Source organism: Thalassococcus sp. S3, assembly GCF_004216475.1.
Lineage (GTDB): Bacteria > Pseudomonadota > Alphaproteobacteria > Rhodobacterales > Rhodobacteraceae.
Genome location: NZ_CP022303.1, coordinates 2,442,787 through 2,461,538 on the forward strand (window position 1 = coordinate 2,442,787; position 18,752 = coordinate 2,461,538).

Annotated in this window: 9 protein-coding genes; 8 read left to right on the forward strand and 1 reads right to left on the reverse strand. The window is 63.3% G+C overall.

Annotated elements, in window-relative coordinates:
* Nucleotides 1–141: 141 nt before the first annotated feature.
* The 3 genes from CFI11_RS12170 (at nucleotide 142) to CFI11_RS12180 (ending at nucleotide 3,474) form a co-directional block, all read left to right on the forward strand.
* Nucleotides 142–1,254, forward strand: a complete 1,113-nt coding sequence (locus tag CFI11_RS12170; RefSeq protein ID WP_130406294.1) for a Ppx/GppA phosphatase family protein — start codon at nucleotides 142–144, stop codon at nucleotides 1,252–1,254.
* Between the two features lie 170 nt (nucleotides 1,255–1,424).
* Nucleotides 1,425–2,126 carry an RlmE family RNA methyltransferase gene (locus CFI11_RS12175; RefSeq protein WP_130406296.1) on the forward strand — a complete coding sequence of 234 codons (702 nt, stop codon included), beginning with the start codon at nucleotides 1,425–1,427 and terminating at the stop codon, nucleotides 2,124–2,126.
* 319 nt (nucleotides 2,127–2,445) lie between these two features.
* On the forward strand, nucleotides 2,446–3,474 hold the full coding sequence (locus CFI11_RS12180; RefSeq protein WP_130406298.1) for a glycosyltransferase family 2 protein: 1,029 nt from the start codon (nucleotides 2,446–2,448) through the stop codon (nucleotides 3,472–3,474).
* On the opposite strand, the gene CFI11_RS12185 is transcribed toward CFI11_RS12180, so the two are convergent.
* A complete protein-coding gene (locus CFI11_RS12185; protein WP_130406300.1) occupies nucleotides 3,448–4,206 on the reverse strand; it encodes a WecB/TagA/CpsF family glycosyltransferase in 759 nt (252 codons plus the stop codon). The two genes, CFI11_RS12180 and CFI11_RS12185, sit on opposite strands and share 27 nt — an antisense overlap.
* A 143-nt stretch (nucleotides 4,207–4,349) precedes the next feature.
* On the opposite strand from CFI11_RS12185, the gene CFI11_RS12190 reads away from it, so the two are divergent.
* The 5 genes from CFI11_RS12190 (at nucleotide 4,350) to CFI11_RS12210 (ending at nucleotide 18,747) form a co-directional block, all read left to right on the forward strand.
* Nucleotides 4,350–5,813: a hypothetical protein gene (locus CFI11_RS12190; protein WP_174843501.1), complete on the forward strand. Its 1,464-nt coding sequence runs from the start codon at nucleotides 4,350–4,352 to the stop codon at nucleotides 5,811–5,813.
* 247 nt (nucleotides 5,814–6,060) lie between these two features.
* Entirely contained in the window at nucleotides 6,061–12,498 is a 6,438-nt protein-coding gene (locus tag CFI11_RS12195; protein WP_130406302.1) for a type I polyketide synthase, read from the forward strand.
* Nucleotides 12,499–12,503: 5 nt separating this feature from the next.
* Nucleotides 12,504–13,505 carry a glycosyltransferase family 2 protein gene (locus CFI11_RS12200; protein WP_130406304.1) on the forward strand — a complete coding sequence of 334 codons (1,002 nt, stop codon included), beginning with the start codon at nucleotides 12,504–12,506 and terminating at the stop codon, nucleotides 13,503–13,505.
* Nucleotides 13,502–18,079 carry a MupA/Atu3671 family FMN-dependent luciferase-like monooxygenase gene (locus CFI11_RS12205; protein WP_130406306.1) on the forward strand — a complete coding sequence of 1,526 codons (4,578 nt, stop codon included), beginning with the start codon at nucleotides 13,502–13,504 and terminating at the stop codon, nucleotides 18,077–18,079. The genes CFI11_RS12200 and CFI11_RS12205 overlap by 4 nt, the downstream gene beginning before the upstream one ends.
* Nucleotides 18,076–18,747, forward strand: coding sequence for a 4'-phosphopantetheinyl transferase (locus CFI11_RS12210; RefSeq protein WP_130406308.1), 672 nt, complete (start codon nucleotides 18,076–18,078; stop codon nucleotides 18,745–18,747). Before CFI11_RS12205 ends, CFI11_RS12210 begins: the two co-directional genes overlap by 4 nt.
* Nucleotides 18,748–18,752 lie beyond the last annotated feature (5 nt).

Below are 18,752 nucleotides of genomic sequence, written 5' to 3' on the forward strand. Positions count from 1 at the left end.
TTTGCCTATCCGCTCTGCGACCTTGTGACCACCGCGCGCCAGGGTCAAAATCCTCATCTCCATTATGAGCCGAACCAATCCCTTGCGCCAAAACGCGCCAGCGCTTAGCTTGGGACCAACTCGAAATGGAGGGCGTAAGTCATGACGCCCAAGCGTCCCAGCGGTGCGGGCGCGTTCCCGGTGGCGGTCGAAACCCCCGCGCCCAAAAGATCGGATCCTGCGGCGCTTTACGCGGCCTTGGATCTTGGAACAAACAGTTGCCGGATGCTGATCGCGCAGCCCAAGGGCAGCGGTTTTCATGTCGTCGACAGCTTTTCGAAGTCCGTGCAACTTGGCGCAGGACTTGAGAAAACAGGGCGGCTGTCGCGAGCGTCGATGTCACGGACCGTGCAGGCCTTGCGTGTGTGTCAGCAGAAGCTGCGCAAGAACAAGGTCAAACGCATGCGTCTGGTGGCGACCGAGGCATGCCGCCGTGCGCGCAACGCGCGCGACTTCATGCGACATGTTAAACGCGAAACCGGGCTGACGATGGAGATCATCGAGCCCGAAGAAGAAGCGCGCCTGGCCGTTATCTCCTGCGCCCCCCTGGTGTCGACAAAGACCGAGCAATTGCTTGTCGTCGATATCGGCGGAGGATCGACAGAACTGGTCTGGATCGACATATCGCGCGTGCCCGCCCGCGATCGCCCGCGCGCCATCATGCGTCTACACTCCGGGTTTCACAATCACGACAGTCGCTTCCCGCTGGCCAAAGTCGTTGACTGGATCAGCGTGCCGCTGGGTGTCGCGACCCTGAGAGACCAGTTCAACGATGTCGAAAACGACGCGGCAAGATTTGCTCTGATGAGCTGGTTTTTCGAAGAAAACCTTGCGGAATTCGCACCCTACAAAGATGAACAGGCACGCGAGCATTTCCAGATTGTCGGAACATCCGGAACCGTGACAACCGTTGCCGCCAGTCATCTGGGCCTGAAGCGATACGATCGGACAAAGGTCGACGGCCTGCGCATGACTTCGGAACAGATCGACAAGGTGATCCAGGGCTATCTTGACCTTGGACCTCAGGGGCGCAGACGTGATCCCCGTATCGGCGAAGACCGGCAGGCCCTGATCATGTCGGGCGCCGCGATCCTGCAGGCGTTGCTGCGCTGCTGGCCGACCGATCGTCTTTCGGTGGCCGATCGCGGCCTGCGCGAAGGGCTTCTCTATGCCCAGATGAGTGCCGACGGCGTCCTCGAAGATGGGCCGTTCTGAGTCGGGAGCCGGATTTCGAACCGAAATCCGGCCAAAATTCGTCGCGAATTTTGGCTCTGGCCGTCATGAAGAACTGGAAACGCACCGCTGCTTTCAACGCAGCGGATTTTGAAACAAAATCCGACCAAAATTCGTGACGAATTTTGCGCCCCAAGACAGAGACGTCGAGTATGGCAAAAAACACTTCCGGTCGCGGTCAGCGCGAGCTCAAGGTAAAGGTCAAGACCGCGCGGGGGCGCAAGCTCAGTTCCACACGTTGGCTTCAGCGCCAGCTGAATGATCCTTACGTCAAGCGGGCGCAAGCCGAGGGATATCGCGGACGTGCGGCCTACAAGATCCTGGAACTCGACGATAAGTACCAATTTCTCGTACCCGGCGCCCGGGTTGTGGACCTGGGATGCGCGCCGGGCGGCTGGTGCCAGGTTGCGGTCAAGCGGATCAATGCCCTCGGGGAAAAACCCGGCAAATCCATAGGCCGGGTCATCGGTGTCGACCTGCAGGACGTTGAGCCCATTCCCGGAGCGGATCTCCACCGGCTCGACTTTTTGTCGGATGACGCTGACATCAAGGTCAAGGATTGGATTGGCGGCGCGGCCGATGTAGTGATGTCGGACATGGCGGCTGCGTCTTCGGGTCACAAGCAGACAGACCACCTGCGCATCATCGCGCTTTGTGAAGCCGCCGCCTATTTTGCGTTCGATGTTCTCGAAGAAGGGGGCACGTTCGTTGCCAAGGTGCTCGCCGGTGGCGCCGAGGGAGATCTGCAGAAACTTCTCAAACAGAAGTTTACCAAGGTCGCCAATGTAAAACCGCCCGCCTCCCGCTCGGACAGTTCGGAAAAGTTCGTTGTGGCGACCGGGTTCCGGGGCTGACATTGAGTGGCGAGAGGACGGCGCCAGGCCCGTTCGGACGAGGACAAGACGAAGCGCTCTGCTGCCGCGTCGCTGCCTTGCTGGTCAGATGGCTTTGTCCAGGATTGGCGCACATTGTCCTGATGGATGAGGCAAAAAAGACGCGCGTGGCGGCTTGTCGATTGATCGCGCATTTGCTCGCCCTTCCGAAGATTCTGGATTGGCGCGCAAACTCGCATAGGTCTTGGTGCATGTTGCGGCAACGCTGTGGTCTTTTCGTGAACAAAGCCGTCAGAATCAGGCCTCACGCATTGCACAATTCTGCGCTAAGCATGGCATCATGACCCGTTTTTCCGTCCTGCCCCGCTTGCGCGACAAGATGCAGCGTCTCAAAGACGACATGGCGTTTCGGCGCGCGCTTCGGTGCCGCAAGGGGCACGGCCTGACCAACGCCACGCCTCGTGATGTCACCGTGATCGCCTTGGTGCGCAACGGCGCCTTCTATCTTGCCCCCTTTCTCGCGCATCACCGCGCGCTTGGGGCCGCTCATTTCATCTTCTGCGACACCGGATCGACCGATGACACCTTGAACCGGTTGATGGAGGAGCCTGATGTCACGATCCTTGAGGCCAGACTGCCGATCCGCTTCGAATCCGCTTTTCGGGCGCATGCGGCACAGACCTATTGTCGGGGTCATTGGTGTCTTTATGCCGATATGGACGAACGCTTTACCTTCGAGGGCGCGGCGCAGATCGGATTGCCCGGTCTGACCGCCTATCTCGAACGGCAGGGTCATACCGCCCTGATGGCGCAGATGCTCGAGATGTTTCCGACGGGGCCGCTCTCTGACTATGCGCACGCGCCTTATGACACGGCAATCGCTGCATTCGATCATTGCGACATAACCGACGTGGACTGGGTGGAGTACGAAGACCCGCAATTGCCGATGGCATGGTTCGTCAGACGCAACACGGTAGCGGATCCCGGGCTGCGCTTTGCCTTTGGGGGTATTCGCGGCAAGGTATTCGGCGAAGGATGCTGCCTTACAAAACACCCGCTCGTCTTTGTCGATGGCTTGACCGAGCCCGGTATTCACCCCCATTGCGCGGGCCATGTGCGCTGTGCCGACTTTTCGGCCCTTCTCCAGCACTACAAATTCACCAACGACCCCTTCGGCCGGGATGCCGCGACCGTTGCGGCCTCGGGGATAGGGCATGGCGAGGATGAAAAGCGGCTGTCCCGCGCGGATGACGCCCTGAGCCTTTTTTCCGAAACGGCGCAACGCTACAGCGGGCTTGAACCGCTCTACGAGGCAGGCTTTCTGGTCCGCTCTCCGCTCTATTCAGACTTTCTCGCCACGCAGACGTAAGGCGCGCACGACCTGAACCGGCAGGATCGCGAAACATCGCGCATAGCGCGGGATCATCCGACCCGGCGCTCCCAGGATCCGCCACACCCATTCCAGCGCCGCGCGGCGCATCCAAAGCGGGGCGCGGACCTGATGGCCGCCCAGAAAATCCAGCCCGGCTCCGATCGAAGCAAAGCCGACACGCGGCGCGATCTGCCGGCCCAGAGCGGCGAGGCGTTCCTGCTTGGGCGCGCCCAAGGCGAGATAGCACAGACCGACATCGCCGGCCTGCAGCTTTTCAAGGATCTCGCGCGCCTCTGATCCGTCGGGATCGAAGATGCCGGACGGCGCGATGGACAAGACGATGTCGATCTCCGGCGCTTCGGTCTTCAGCACGCGTTCTGCATCGCTCAACGCCTGCTGCGTGCTGCCGACCAGGGCCACTTTGACACCTTGTTGCGCCGCCAGCCGGGCCAACGGCAGCACCATGTCCGAGCCCGGCACAAGGTCAACCGGTCGTCCGGCAAGCTGCGAGAGGGCCACAATGGGCCGTCCATCCGCCACAACCAGATCCTGCGCGGCATAGGCCTGAACGAAATCGCTGTCGCCTTGCATTTTTACCAGATGGTCGAGATTGACGGTCGCCAGGGCAAAGCCTTCCCCGGCCTGGAACCGGGCCTCGACCGCCTTCATCAGGGCGGCCCGGGTCGGGATGTTGATCCGGATCACGGTTTGATCAAACTGGAACTGCATGTCGAAACCCTATTCGCAGATCTGGTCCGCGCCATCATATCGCCCTGATTTGCGGCTATGACGTGACGACAGCGGGACAAATGCGTGCAACACTGGTATCGTATCGCGTCTTTCAACCCCAGATCAGGATCGCAAGCAGAAACATGCCCAATGCCGTCGCATATCTGATGCTGGCCATCTGGCCGCTGATCTGCGTGGGCCTGTTTCGCAAGCTCCCGTTCGAGCGTGCGCTGATCTGGAGCATTCTGGGCGGATACCTCGTTCTGCCGCAAATTGCCGAATTCAACCTGCCCCTTGTGCCGGACATGGACAAGGTCGCGATCCCGAATATCGCCGCCTTTGCGATCTGCGTCTTCCTTCTGGGCCGTCGTGTGTCGTTCTGGCCGTCCGGCTGGCCCTTGCGCCTTTTGCTGATCGGGTTCGTCTTTGGCGTCGGTCCGACGGTTCTGACCAACCGCGATCCGATCATCTTTGAGATCCTCGCCAATACCGATCCGATCACCTTTCACACCGGCTGGCTTCCGGGGCTCAGCCTGCGTGACCTCTTTTCGGTCATCTCAAACCAGGTGATCATGCTTTTGCCCTTCTTCCTGGCACGGCAATTCCTTTATACCGAAACCGGGATGCGAGAGCTGATCTATGCGCTGTTCATCGGCGGGCTGATCTACACGATCCCTGCCCTGATCGAGATCCGTTTCTCCCCCCAGATCAACATCTGGATCTACGGGTTCTTCCAGCACTCGTTCGAACAGATGATGCGCAACGGCGGCTTCCGCCCGATCGTGTTCCTCGAACACGCACTTTGGGTCGCGTTCTTCTTCATGACCGCGATCATGTCGGCGGCGGCGTTGCTGCGGCAGGCCGAATACAAGGACCGTGTCCGTTACGGCCTGCTGATGTTCTACCTTTTCGGGGTTCTGATCCTGTGCAAAAGTCTCGCATCCCTGGCCTATTGCCTGGCTTTGACGCCTTTGGTCCTTTTCACGCCGCCCAAATGGCAGGTCCGCATCGCCATCGCGTTTGCCTTCGTCGCTGTCGTCTATCCGGTGCTGCGCAATGCCGGCATGGTGCCCTTGGACGATATCCTGGCCCTGGCCGGTCAGATCAGCGCCGACCGTCAGCAAAGCCTTGGCTTCCGCTTCGAGAACGAAGAGCAATTGCTCGCGCGTGCCCATGATCGCTGGCTCTTTGGCTGGGGGGGCTGGGGGCGCAACCTGATCCGCGACGTCGAATCGGGGCAGATCCTGTCGATCCCCGATGGACGCTGGATCATCGTCTTCGGCACCTTTGGCTGGGTCGGCTATGTCAGCGAGATGGGATTGCTTGCCCTGCCCCTGATCCTGCTGGGCTGGCACCTGCGGAAAGCTGACGCTACGTCCATCCCGCCCTATGTGGCACCTTTGGCCTTGATGCTGGCCATCACCATGGTGGATATGCTCCTGAATGCCATCCTGACGCCCTTTACCTGGCTTCTGGCTGGCACGATCTACGGCTATGTCGAGCATGCGCGGGGCGCGCGGCGGGATTTCTCCCGCACGCAATTGTTCCCCGACGGGCCCGCGATTGGCCGCAAAGACCGGTCCGAGGCGCCACGCACGCTCCTCTGACCCCCTCCGCGGCATTGTTCACGTTTCCGAAATGCCGCACCGAATACCAAAAGACTGTCTCCAATGGGGAAACATTCCCCAAAAAGGCCCAGAAAATGATTAGATTTTTACATCAAATCCGACGGGTCCGTGGCCTATTGCTGCCGCGACGGCATGTGCCTTGCGCGCACGTGGGCGGATCGGATTGTCTGGTATCGGTACTGTGTCGCGTTTCGAGTGTGGATTATCTGGGTGAGGCATTTGCCAAATGACTGAAACAAGCCGTTCAGACATCGCCATCGTCGGCATGGCGCTGACCGTGCCCGGCGCGCAATCGCCCGCGGAATTCTGGGACAACCTCAAGGGGGGCGTGGAATCCATCACGCGCCTGGATGATGCCGCGCTGCTGGAGGCCGGAGAGCGCCCCGACCTGATCCATCACAAGAACTACGTCCCTGCGGCCGCACTTCTGGACGGGTATGAGACCTTTGATGCCGAATTTTTCGGTTTCAGCCCGAAAGAGGCCGCGATCCTCGACCCCCAGCACCGCAAGTTTCTGGAAACAGCCTGGACCGCGCTTGAAGATGCGGGCCACACGCCCGACAGCCTGAAAGGCCGGATCGGCGTTTATGCGGGCTGCGGCATGGGCAGCTATTTCTATTTCAACATCTGCTCCAACCCCGATCTGGTGGACGATGTGGGCATGTTCCTGTTGCGCCATACCGGCAACGACAAGGATTTTCTGTCCACCCGTGTGAGCCATGTGTTCGACCTCAACGGCCCCTCGATCAACCTGCAGACCGCCTGCTCCACCTCACTGGTCGCCATCCACTACGCCGCCCGCGCCTTGCGGGACGGCGAATGCGACGCGGCCCTCGCCGGAGGTGTTACCATCGAGTTGCCGCAAGGCCGCGGCTATATGTTCAAGGAAAACGAGATCCTGTCGCCCGACGGACATTGCCACGCCTTCGATCACCGCGCGCAGGGTACCGTCTTTGGCTCCGGCTCCGGCACGGTGGTGCTGCGGCGGCTGGAGGATGCGTTGGCCGATGGCGACCACATCTATGCCGTGCTCAAAGGCTCTGCCGTCAACAACGACGGTGCGGCCAAGGCCGGCTATCTGGCACCGTCAGTGGACGGTCAATCGGCGGCGATCCGGGCCGCGTTGACGGATGCGGGTACGCCCGCCGACACGATTGACTACGTTGAATGCCATGGTACCGGCACCTATCTGGGCGATCCTATCGAGGTTTCGGCGCTGACGGATGCCTATCGCAGCCAGACCGGGGACAGCGGGTTCTGCAAGATCGGCTCGGTCAAGACCAATATCGGCCATCTCGACACCGCCGCCGGGGTCGCGGGGCTGATCAAGACGACGCTGGCACTGAAACACGGGCAGATCCCGCCCAGCCTGAATTACGAGGCGCCGAACCCCGCGATCGACTTTGACGCAAGCCCTTTCCGCGTGAATGCGGCGCTGAGCGACTGGACCTCTCACAAGGGCCCGCGTCGCGCCGCCGTGAACGCGTTGGGCGTGGGCGGCACCAACGCGCATGCGATTTTGGAACAGGCACCACAAGCGCAGCCGTCTGAGGAAGCCGACTGGCCCTTCCATGTCCTCTGCCTCTCCGGCCGGTCCAAAGCGGCTTTGGACGCCAACTCCAAGGCGCTGGCCACGCATCTGCGCGCGCATCCGGATCTATCGCTGGCCGATGTCTCATATACGTTGAAGAACGGGCGAAAAGCCTTTGAAAAACGGCGCATTGTCGTGGCCGAGACCCCCGAGGAAGCCGCCGATCTGCTCGACCAGGGTGACCCTCGCCGCGTTTTTACCCACGACCATCTGGGCGACGCGCCCGAGGTCGTGTTCATGTTCCCCGGCGGCGGCGCGCAATATCCCAACATGGCGCGCGATCTTTACGAGACCGAACCGGTCTTTGCCGAATGGATGGACCGCGGGCTCGACCACCTCGACCCACAGCTTGACTATAACATCCGCACCCTCTGGCTGCCCGAACCGGGGGCCGAGGCGGCTGCCGCCGAGACGCTGAAACAGCCTTCGGTGCAGCTTCCGCTGATCATGATCGTGGAATACGCGCTGGCCCAGCTTTGGCAAAGCTGGGGCGTGCGGCCCGCGGCGCTGGTTGGTCATTCCATGGGCGAGAACACAGCCGCCTGCCTTGCCGGCGTGATGACGTTCGAGGACTGCATCGACCTTGTCCTGCTGCGCGGACGGCTTTTCGACACGGTGCCGGCAGGCGGCATGCTGTCGGTGTCCATGGCCATCGATGATCTGCGCCCCCTGATTGGCGCCGACCTCGATATCGCCAGCGTGAATGCCCCACAGCTTGGCGCGGTCTCAGGTCCGCAAGAGGCGCTGGACCGTCTGGCGGCGGATCTCACCGCCAAGGGTATCGAGCATCAGCGCGTGCCCATCGACATCGCGGCCCATTCGCGCATGCTCGATCCGATCCTGGATGAATTCAGAGGGTTCCTCGCCAAACTTGATCTGCAATCGCCGCAGATCCCATTCCTGTCGAACCGCACTGGCCAGCCCATCACCGACGCGCAGGCCACAAGCCCCGATTACTGGACCGAGCAACTCCGCCGGACGGTGCTTTTTGCGGATTGCATCACAACCCTCGCCAAGACGAAGGGGCGCGTTTACCTGGAGGTCGGCCCCGGTAAAGCATTGAGTTCGTTGGCACAAATGAGCGATGTGGTCGAGCCGGGACAAGTGCTCAGCTCGCTTCGTCATCCGGATCAGGAGATGGCCGACGACGCCTATTTCCTCAGCGTGATCGGGCGGCTTTGGGCAACGGGGGTGGAGGCTGACTGGGCCCAGATCTGGGGTGAAGCGCGCCGCAACCGCGTCCCCTTGCCCACCTACGCCTTTCAGCGCAGCCGCTATTTCATCGAACCGGGCGAGGCCGCGGCGGCCCCTACGCCTGCATTGATGCGCAACGACGATATCGCCGAATGGGGATACGCGCCCCGCTGGACACCCCGCTTTGCGCCCTGCGATCTGGACGTAGAGACGGAGTTGGAGCGGGCGGACGCGCAAACATGGCTGATCTTCTCTGATCAGGCCGGCATCGCCGCCCCGGTCATCGACCGTCTGCGCGCGGCGGGCCAAAGCGTGGTTACCGTCACTGCCGGGGACAGTTTTGCGCAACTCGGTGAAAACGCGTTCCAAATCGCCCCCGAACAGGGGCGCGCAGGCTATGATGCGCTGATCGCGGCCGTGACCGAGGCGGACCGCCTGCCCACCCGGATCGCCCATTTCTGGCTGGTCACTGACGCAGAAACCTTCCGCCCCGGCAGCAGCTTTTTCACCCGCAATATGGAGCATGGATTTTACAGCCTGATGCACCTGGCTCAGGCCCTCGCCGATGCAGAAGACGGGACACCGCGTCATCTGATCGCCATCACAAACGGTGCGGCACGCGTGCGCGGCGAAGCGCTGCCTTACCCCGAGAAGGCCACCCTCGCCGGACCTGCCGGCGTCATCCCGCGCGAATTGCCGGGCGTGACCTGCGCGACCCTGGACATTCAGCTCCCCCAGCCACCCGAACGCCCCAGCGGTCTGGCCGGTCTTTTTGCCAAGACGGAGGTCGCGCCCGACACGCTGACCACGCCGCTTCTGGAGGATCTGCTGGCGGAGCCCGGCAACCGCGCCGCTGCGCTCCGCGGGGACAGACGGTACGAAAAGACGTACAAATCGTACGCGATTTCGGACGAAACGGAAAAACCGGTCTGGCGCGACGGCGGGACCTATCTGATCACCGGTGGCTTTGGCGGGATCGGCCAGACCGTCGCCGCAGACCTGATCCGCGATCACGGTGCCAGGATCATCCTGCTCTCCCGCTCCGCCCTTCCCGAGCGTGCGGAGTGGGACGATCACCTGCGCCGCCACAGCCGCAGCGACGCAACCTCTGCCCGGATCCGCGCCGTTCAAACGCTGGAGGCCCTGGGTGGCGAGGTGATGGTGGCGGAGGCCGATGTCTGCCATCTCGACCAGATGCAAAGCGCCGTCGCCGAGGCCATGAAACGCTTTGGCCCGATCACCGGCGTGATCCACGCGGCAGGCCATATCAATGACGGGCCGCTTCTGGCGAAATCGCCGTCGGAGGTGGAGGCCGTCTTTGCGCCCAAGATCACCGGTCTTCGTGTGCTCGACAGCCTGTTCCCGGATGGCGCGCTGGATGTGATGGTGCTTTTCTCGTCCTCCTCCACCGCGACCACGCCTGCAGGCCAGATCGACTATGTCGCAGCGAATGCGTATCTCAACGCGTATGCGGAGGCCCGCGCAGGCGGCGAAACGCGGGTCATGGCGGTGAATTGGGGTGTCTGGTCCGACGTGGGCATGGCTGCCGACGCCATGGCACGGCGCACCGGCGAGATTGAACCAGACCCGATGACGCCTTGCGATCAGCCTTTGCTGGATCAAGCGGGCTTCGACGCCGAGGGGAACCGGCGCTTTCAGTCGACCTTCGGTCCGAACGCCTGGGTCTTTGACGAGCACCGCACCAAGGCGGGCGATGCGCTGTTGCCCGGCACCGGGTTCATTGAGCTGGCCGCGCAGGCGTGGGAGGCGGATCATCCCGGAGAACCCTTTGAGATCAAGGACCTCTTCTTCTTCCGTCCGCTGGATATCAGCGACAAAGGCACGCGCGAGGTAACGCTGAGCCTTGTGCGCGAGGCGGGCGGCGCCGCGCTGGACGTGCGCAGTGATGCCTCTGCCGATGGGCGCACGGGTACGGTTCTGAATGCGCAGGCGCAACTTGCCCGGCTGTCGCTGGGCCTCAAGCCCGGCCATATCGACCCCGGCGCCATCGCGAAACGCTGCCCGAAGACAGCAAGCGGGACCACGGCAGAGCGTCTGCGCTCTCCGCAGGAGGCGCATCTGAACTTTGGGGCGCGCTGGCACGTGCTGCACTCCACGGCTTTGGGCGATGGCGAAGGGTTGGCGCATCTGGCCCTACCCGAGGCCTATCGCGACACCGACGCAGCCTATCGCCTGCATCCCGGCCTTCTGGACATCGCCACCGGCTGGGCGATGCCCCTGATCGACGGCTATCAGGGCGCGCATCTGTGGGTGCCTGTCTCTTACCGCAGCATCCGCGTGTTCCGCGCGTTGCCGGCGGATATCCTGAGCTGGGCGCGGATCACACCCGGCGCGGAAGGGTTTGTGTCCTTCGATGTCACGCTCTGCGACCGCGCAGGTGAGGTAATCGTCGAGATCCGCGATTTCCAGATGAAACGGCTCGACACAAGCGCGGGCTTTGCGGCGCAGAGCGCGATAGACCCGGCCGATATCCGGGTGGAGGATGCCAGCGGACAACCGCAGGCGCCGCTATCGGCGGATGAGGAGCGATTGCTGCACACGATCTCGCAAGGGATCCGACCGGAGGATGGACCAAAGGCGCTGACCGCCGCCCTGGCCAGCGGGCTGCCGCAGATGGTGGTCTCCTCCCTGCCGCTGCCGGACCTGATCGCGCAGACGGCGGCAAGCGCGGCGCCGAAGGCCGACGGCGGACAAAGCTTTGAGCGGCCCGACCTCGACAGCGACTATGTGGCACCGCGCACGGCCATCGAGGACACGCTGGCCGGATTCTGGCAGAACCTGTTGGGCGTGGATCAGGTCGGCGTGAAGGACAGCTTTTTCGACTTGGGCGGGCATTCGCTGATCGCGGTGCGTCTTTTTGCAATGATCAAAAAGACGTATGACGTTCAATTCCCGATCTCCGTCCTGTTCGAAGCCCCCACGATCGAAACCTGTGCCGCGCTGATTGCGGAACGTGTGGGCGATGTCGCACCGTCTGGGGACGCAGCCCCGGCAGAGGCCAAGCCCAGCTTTACCCATATCGTGCCGCTGCATCAGGGCGAACCCGGCGGCGGAACGCCGTTCTTCATCGTGGCCGGCATGTTCGGAAATGTGCTCAACCTGCGCCATCTGGCGCTGCTGACGGGCGGCGAACGGCCTGTCTATGGCCTGCAGGCCCGCGGGCTGATCGGGAACGATGAGCCACATCGCCGGATGGAAGACGCGGCCCGCGACTACATCGCGGAGATGCGGCAGGTGCAGCCGAAGGGGCCTTATCTGGTCGGCGGTTTCTCGGGCGGCGGGATCACGGCCTTTGAAATTGCGCGGCAATTGCAGGACGCGGGCGAAGAGATTGGCGCGGTCATCATGCTCGACACGCCCCTGCCCCAGCGTCCGACATTAGGAGTACGCGATAAGGCTCTGATAAAAGCGCAGGAGATGCGTCAGAAGGGACCGGCCTATCTGGTCGAATGGGCGCGGAACCGGGCGGCCTGGGAACGGGCGAAACGGGCCGGTCAGGTTGGGCCCGTATCGGACAATGCCGCCTTCAACAACGACAAGATCGAAGCGGCGTTCTATGACGCGATTGCGCATTACGAAGTGCGGCCCTGGGACGGCCCCCTGCATCTTTTCCGCCCACCGCTGGAGAAGCATTGGCGCGTGTCCAGCGGTCAATGGGTCAACCGCGACCGCGAGTTTGTCTATGAAGATAATGACTGGACGCGCTTCGTGCCGGGCGTTTCGGTCATCGAAGTGCCGGGGGATCATGACAGCATGGTCTTGGTGCCCAATGTGAGCGTGCTGGCCGGACATCTGAACGCGATCTTCGCCGATGCGGACCGCAGCGCGGCCTGGCCCCGCGCAACGGCGGCGGAGTAGCGGAGATGAGTGCAACCCTTCTCACCATCGTTCTGAACTGGCGTACGCCAGAGATGTCGCTGAAAGCCGCCGAGGCCGCGCTTGCGGATATGGAGGGCCTAGATGCCGAACTGGTCCTTGTCGACAATGACAGCCAGGACGGCAGTTTCGAGACGATGGCGCAGGCGGCTGAGGCGCGTGGCTGGACGGAAGGTGGCCGGGTGCGCGTGGTACAATCGGGGCGCAATGGCGGCTTTGGCGCGGGCAACAATGTGGGCATGCGGCTGGGCCTCTCCTCAGGCGCGGCGCCGGATTTCATCTATATTCTCAACTCGGACGCCTGGCCGGATCGGGGCGCCATTCCCGCGCTGCTTGATCATATGCGCCGCAATCCCGGCGTAGGCATCGCCGGCAGCCATGTGCGCGGCGAGGATGATGCACCGCATATCACCCTCTTCCGCTTCCCCTCGATTGCCGGGGAATTCGAAGGGGCGGCCCGCACCGGCGTGATCTCTCGCCTTTTGGCCAATGCGATTGTGCCCTTGCCGATCCCGACCGAGGTGACGGCGGTTGACTGGCTGGCGGGCGCGTCGATGATGATGCGGCGGGAGATGCTGGACCGGATCGGGCTCTTTGATGAGACATTCTTTCTTTATTACGAGGAAACCGATCTCTGCCGACGGGCCGCAAAGGCAGGCTGGCGGACCGACTATCTGCCGCAAAGCCGCGTGGTGCATATCGGATCGGTCTCGACCGGTATGAAAACCTGGGCGCGCACGCCGGACTACTGGTTTGCTTCCCGACGCTACTATTTCGTTAAAAATCACGGGGCCTTTTATGCGGCCGCCGCGACATTGGCCCGGATTGCCGGGCAAGCGATCTGGGAGGTGCGCCGCGCGGTAAGCGGCAAACCACAGGCCGATCCCGACCGGTTTCTGCGCGATCTGATCGCGCATGCGCTGCGCGCGCCCAAGCCCCTGAAAAAGACCGCCAGAACGCTGCACCCCGCGACCGAGGACAGACCATGACCGCTTTCTCCTGCGCCGTGATCGGCGACGAATCCCTTCTGATCGGCTGCTGTGACACGATGCTGGAGCGTGGGCACGCCATCCGCACGGTGATCACCCGCAACGCCGAGATCACGCGGTGGGCCAAGACCAAAGGCCTGCCGGTGAGCGGCGGTTTTGACGGGCTGCCGGAGCAGGTCGACTGGCTTTTCAGCATCGCCAATCTGCGGGTGATCCCGGAAACGGCTTTGGCGCATGCAACGAAGGGGGCCATCAACTTTCACGATGGTCCATTGCCCCGCTATGCGGGTCTGAACACGCCCGCCTGGGCGCGGATGGCCGGCGAGACGGAGCACGGTGTGACCTGGCACCTGATCGAGGGCGGCATCGACGAGGGGGATATCCTCGCTCAAAGGCTCTTTGAGATCGTGCCGGAGGATACGGCCTTTTCGCTCAATTCGAAGTGCTATGGCGCGGGTCTGGAAAGCTTCAGCGAGGTGCTGGAGCAATTGGAAAGCGGCGCGCTGAGGCGGCAAAAGCAGGATCTGAGCCAGCGCAGCTATCGGGCCCTGGCGGACCGACCGGATGCGGCGGGACGGATCGACTTTACCAAATCGGCCGACGAGATCGCGGCTTTGGTCCGGGGGCTGGATTTCGGCGAATACTGGAACCCGCTGGGCCTGCCCAAGGTCGAGTTGGACGGCGCCATTCTGAGCGCGCGGTCCGTCACCATCGAAGCCCCTGCAACAGATGCAGCACCGGGCACGGTACTGAACGTGACGAAGGAGAGCGTGACGGTGGCCACGGGCACGGCACCCATCACGCTGAACCGGATGAGCGATCTGGCCGGAGGTGCTGTCGATTTGGCCACGTTCGTCTCGTCCGGCCAGGTGCTTGCCGGCAAAACCTCCGCTGCCGCGCTGAACGACGCGATCCATCGGTCCGCACCGGGAAAGGCATTCTGGCGCAAACGCATGCAGACGCTGCACCCGCTGCCTTGCCCGCTCGCGCGCAAGGCGGGCGAAGCGCCGCACTGGGAGAGCCATGCGGCCGTGCTCCCCACGCTCACACCAGATCAGGCGATGATGGCCGCGGCCCTTTGGGCCTTGCTGAGCAGCGGAGAGGAGCACGGCGACGTCGCTTATGCCTCGCAAGCCGTGGCGCAGGTGGCGGCGGATCTGCCGGGCTACATGTCACCCTGGGTGCCGCTGCAACTGGCCCGGTCAGGCGACACGCTGGCCGAGATCGCCGAACGTGTGGAACAAACGCGCGCGAAGGCCGAGGCGACGGGTGGTTTCGTGGCGGATCTGGGCTTGCGGGACCCCGCGATCACGCAAAGCGCCACGCCCGGATTTGGCATCGGCCCGGCCCCGATCCGGGGCACCGCGATCACGGCAACGATGGACACAGACACCGCGACACTGCATTACGACAGCACGCGGCTGACAAGAGAGGCGGTCGTCCTGCTCGCCGACCGCCTCTCTCTGATTGCCGGACATCTTGCCGGGGCGCCGGACACGACAGAGACGCCTGACGCGATCCCGCACCTGCCGGAGACGGAGCGCACGCGACTTCTGGAGGCCTTCAACCAAACCGATGCGGCCTACGACGCCACGCAAACGATACACGCCGCTTTCGAAGCGCAAGTGGCGCGGACGCCCGAGGCCACCGCGCTGGTTTGCGAACATGATACGCTGAGCTATGCCGAGCTGGACGCGCGCGCCAATCGCATCGCGCATGTGTTGCGGGACATGGGCGTGGGCGCGGGCGCGCATGTGGGCCTGAGTCTGGCCCGCTCCACCGATCTGGTGGCAGGCGCGCTGGGGATCCTCAAGGCCGGCGGCGCTTATGTCCCGCTTGACCCGGCCTACCCCGCAGACCGTCTGGCGCATTACGTGAAAGACAGCGCGGCGCAAGTCATCGTCACCGCAAGCGCGCAGGAGGCGGTGCTGCCCGCGACGGACGCCGCGCGGTTGGTACTGGACAGCGACGCGCGGCTCGACGCGGCACCTGCCACGACGCACGGGGGCACTGCGGGGCCGGAGGATCTTGCCTATCTGATCTATACGTCCGGGTCCACCGGCCTGCCCAAGGGCGTGATGGTCGAGCATCGCAATGTCGCCAACTTCTTCGCTGGCATGGATGCCCGCGTGCCGCACGGGCCGGGCGATACATGGCTGGCGGTCACCAGCCTGGCCTTCGATATCTCGGTGCTGGAACTGTTCTACACGCTCGCACGCGGCTTCAAGGTGGTGCTGAGTTCGGACGAGAACCGCGCCGTCGTGTCGAACGGGCCGATCAGGATGGGCGGCAAGCCTCTGAACTTCAACCTCTTCTACTGGGGTAACGATGACGGCGCGGGGCCCAAGAAATACGAATTGCTGCTGGAAGGCGCGAAATTCGCCGATGCGCATGGGTTCAACGCGGTCTGGACGCCGGAGCGGCATTTCCACGCCTTCGGCGGCCCCTACCCCAACCCGTCGGTCACCGGCGCGGCGGTGGCTGCGGTCACGCAGAACCTCAGCGTCAGGGCGGGCAGTTGCGTGGCCCCCCTGCACCACCCTGCGCGGATTGCCGAGGAATGGTCGGTGATCGACAACCTCACCAACGGACGCGCGGGGCTGGCCATCGCGTCGGGCTGGCAGCCGGATGATTTCATTCTGCGGCCCGAAAACACGCCGCCCGCCAACAAGCCCGCGATGTTCGAGGCCATCGAGACCTTGCGCAAGCTCTGGCGCGGTGAGGCGGTGGGCTTTCCCACGCAATCGGGGGAGATGCACGAGGTCATCACCCAGCCGCGTCCGGTGTCCAAGGACTTGCCCGTTTGGGTCACCACCGCAGGCAACCCGGAAACCTGGCGCGAGGCGGGGCGGATCGGGGCCAACGTCCTGACCCACCTGCTGGGCCAGAGCGTGGCCGAGGTGGGCGAGAAGATCGCCATCTATCACGAGGCTTTGCGCGAAGCGGGTCATGACCCGGAGGATTTCCAGGTCACGCTGATGCTTCATACCTATCTCGCCGAAACGCGAGAGACCGCTCGCGACATCGCGCGGGAGCCGATGAAGGATTACCTGCGCAGTGCGGCAGGGCTGATCAAACAATATGCCTGGGCCTTTCCGGCCTTCAAACGGCCCGAAGGCGCCACGAACCCGTTCGATGTCGACCTGGGCAGCCTGGGCGAGGACGAGATGGAAGCCATCCTCGATTTCGCCTTTGAGCGCTATTTCGAAGAGTCCGGTCTTTTCGGCACCGTCGAGGACGCGGTGGCCCGCGCCGAAGAGGTGCGCCGCATCGGCGTGACCGAGGTCGCTTGCCTGATCGACTACGGCATCGCGCCGGATGTGGTGCTGGAGGGTCTGGAACCGCTGGCCAAGGTGCTGGAAGCGGTGAATGCGCCTGCGGAACTGGATGACGAAGATGTCTCCATCGCCGCGCAGATGGTGCGGCACAGGGTCAGCCACCTGCAATGTACGCCGTCGATGGGCCGCATGATCGCGATGAACGACGATGCCCGCCTTGCCTTGAGCGGGGTGAAGCACGTTCTTCTGGGCGGAGAGGCTTTGCCGGGGGATCTGGTCACCGATCTGCGACGCTGCACCCGCGCGCAGGTGCTGAACATGTACGGGCCGACGGAAACGACGATCTGGTCCACGGTCGAGGCGGTTGGCGCGGAACCGGAGGCCACCGTTTCGGTCGGTACACCGATTGCCAACACACAGGTCTATGTCCTTGATCCGCAAAGCAATCCGGTGCCGATCGGCGTGCCGGGCGAGCTTTTTATCGGCGGCGACGGTGTCACGCGGGGCTATTGGCAGCGCGCGGAACTGACGGCGGAGCGGTTTGTCGAGAACCCGTTTGGTCCGGGGCGCCTCTATGGCACGGGGGATCTGGTTCGCTGGGACGCGGAGGGACGGCTGGATTTCCTCGGCCGGACAGACCATCAGGTCAAGATCCGGGGCCAGAGGATCGAGCTTGGCGAGATCGAGGCCGCCATGGCGGACTTTAAGACCGTCACCCAAGCCGTTGTGATCGCGAAAGAAGTGAATGGCGATACGCGGCTGGTCGGGTATGTGACAGCCTCCGCTGATGTGGACGAGGACGCGATGCGCACCCAGCTGGCCGCCCGCCTGCCGGAAGTGATGGTGCCAGCACATATCGTCACGCTCGACACCTTCCCGCTGACACCCAACAAGAAGATCGACCGCAAGGCCCTGCCCGATCCAGAGCTGAAACGCGCCCCTGCCCGCACCATTCCGACGGCGCCGCCGAAGGCAGGGCTGGAGCAGGACATCGCAGCCATCTGGTCAAGGATCCTGGGCGTGGGCGATATCCGCGCGGAAGACAACTTCTTTGCCCTTGGAGGCCATTCCTTGCTGGCCGTTCAGGCCCATCGGGAGATCAAGGCCGATCTGGGGCTGAGCCAGTTGTCGATCACGGATATCTTCCGCTTTCCAACGCTGGGCGGTCTGGCTGCGCATCTCGGCAACGGGGCCGCGCAGGCAGAACCCGCGCCCGAAGTGGCAGCCCCGGCCCGCGCGGAGACCATGTCAAAGCGCCGCGCCATGCGGGCCAATCGCGGAGCCCGCAGCGCATGAATGTGAGCATTGCAGATCGGGAGGCCTGTCTGAAAGCGCTTGCGGGCAGCCGGATCAGCGTGGTGATGTCGGATCCACGCGCGCCGGCTGACGGGCTGCTGCCGTCCGAAAACCGTGACACCGCCCGCATGGTCGAGGCCCGTCAACGCGAATTCGCCGCGGGCCGACGGGCCGCGCGGGCGGCGATGGCCCCTTTTGGGTATGCAAGCACGCCCATCCCGCAAGGAGCCGATCGCGCGCCGATCTGGCCGGACGGCTTGGTGGGCAGCATCAGCCACACGAAAAAGGCCTGCGTCGCGGCGCTTGCGCTGAGATCGGATTACCGCAGCATCGGGATCGACATCGAGGAAGACAGCCCCCTTGAAAAGGCATTATGGCCCGTGATCTGCACAGAGACCGAGCGGACCTGGCTGCGTAGCCAGCCCGAAGCGCAGCAGGGGCACCTTGCCAAGATCATTTTCAGCGCCAAAGAGGCCGTTTACAAATGCCAGTATCCGATCAGCCAGGCCGTGTTCGGGTTTGATCGGGTCGATATCGCATTGAACGCAAAGGATTTCTCTGCCCGCTTTCGGACCGATATCCCCCCGTTTCGGACCGGGACCCGCCTGTCCGGTCGCTATGATCTGGCCGATGGGCTGATCATGACCCTTCTGCATCTGGAAGCGTGATGTGA

What these genes read in the sequence shown, in the direction of transcription:
- CFI11_RS12170 (WP_130406294.1), top strand. Translation starts at nt 142, where the DNA reads ATGACGCCCAAGCGTCCCAGCGGTGCGGGCGCGTTCCCGGTGGCGGTC.
- CFI11_RS12175 (WP_130406296.1), top strand. Translation starts at nt 1,425, where the DNA reads ATGGCAAAAAACACTTCCGGTCGCGGTCAGCGCGAGCTCAAGGTAAAG.
- CFI11_RS12180 (WP_130406298.1), top strand. Translation starts at nt 2,446, where the DNA reads ATGACCCGTTTTTCCGTCCTGCCCCGCTTGCGCGACAAGATGCAGCGT.
- CFI11_RS12185 (WP_130406300.1), bottom strand. Translation starts at nt 4,206, where the DNA reads ATGCAGTTCCAGTTTGATCAAACCGTGATCCGGATCAACATCCCGACC.
- CFI11_RS12190 (WP_174843501.1), top strand. Translation starts at nt 4,350, where the DNA reads ATGCCCAATGCCGTCGCATATCTGATGCTGGCCATCTGGCCGCTGATC.
- CFI11_RS12195 (WP_130406302.1), top strand. Translation starts at nt 6,061, where the DNA reads ATGACTGAAACAAGCCGTTCAGACATCGCCATCGTCGGCATGGCGCTG.
- CFI11_RS12200 (WP_130406304.1), top strand. Translation starts at nt 12,504, where the DNA reads ATGAGTGCAACCCTTCTCACCATCGTTCTGAACTGGCGTACGCCAGAG.
- CFI11_RS12205 (WP_130406306.1), top strand. Translation starts at nt 13,502, where the DNA reads ATGACCGCTTTCTCCTGCGCCGTGATCGGCGACGAATCCCTTCTGATC.
- CFI11_RS12210 (WP_130406308.1), top strand. Translation starts at nt 18,076, where the DNA reads ATGAATGTGAGCATTGCAGATCGGGAGGCCTGTCTGAAAGCGCTTGCG.